This is a genomic window from Leifsonia sp. HAY1-4F, assembly GCF_056755275.1.
Genome location: NZ_JBNDHX010000626.1, coordinates 1 through 237 on the forward strand (window position 1 = coordinate 1; position 237 = coordinate 237).

Genomic DNA, 237 nt, shown 5'->3' on the forward strand with positions numbered 1-237 from the left:
TAGTAGGTCCAGCCCGACCACGGGTCGCGGGCGGTCACGAGCTCCTTCGAGGAGTACTGCATCCCGTCGTAGAACGACCCGATTGCGGGATGGAAGATGCTGAAGGTGCGGTTGGCTGCGGCGAACCCCGTCGTGCTCCAGTTGCCCATCTCGAGCGCGATGTTGGTGCCGCCGAACTGGGTGCCGTTGCCGCCGGCTTGGTCGCTCGCGTTGTTGTTCGGCCGATCGGCCGAGTTC

General features: G+C 65.4%; 1 protein-coding gene. It reads right to left on the reverse strand.

Annotated features, from left to right (window positions below; genetic code table 11):
* On the reverse strand, window positions 1–237 hold a 237-nt coding region (locus ACPYOG_RS20760), incomplete at both ends, for a hypothetical protein (RefSeq protein ID WP_481295947.1).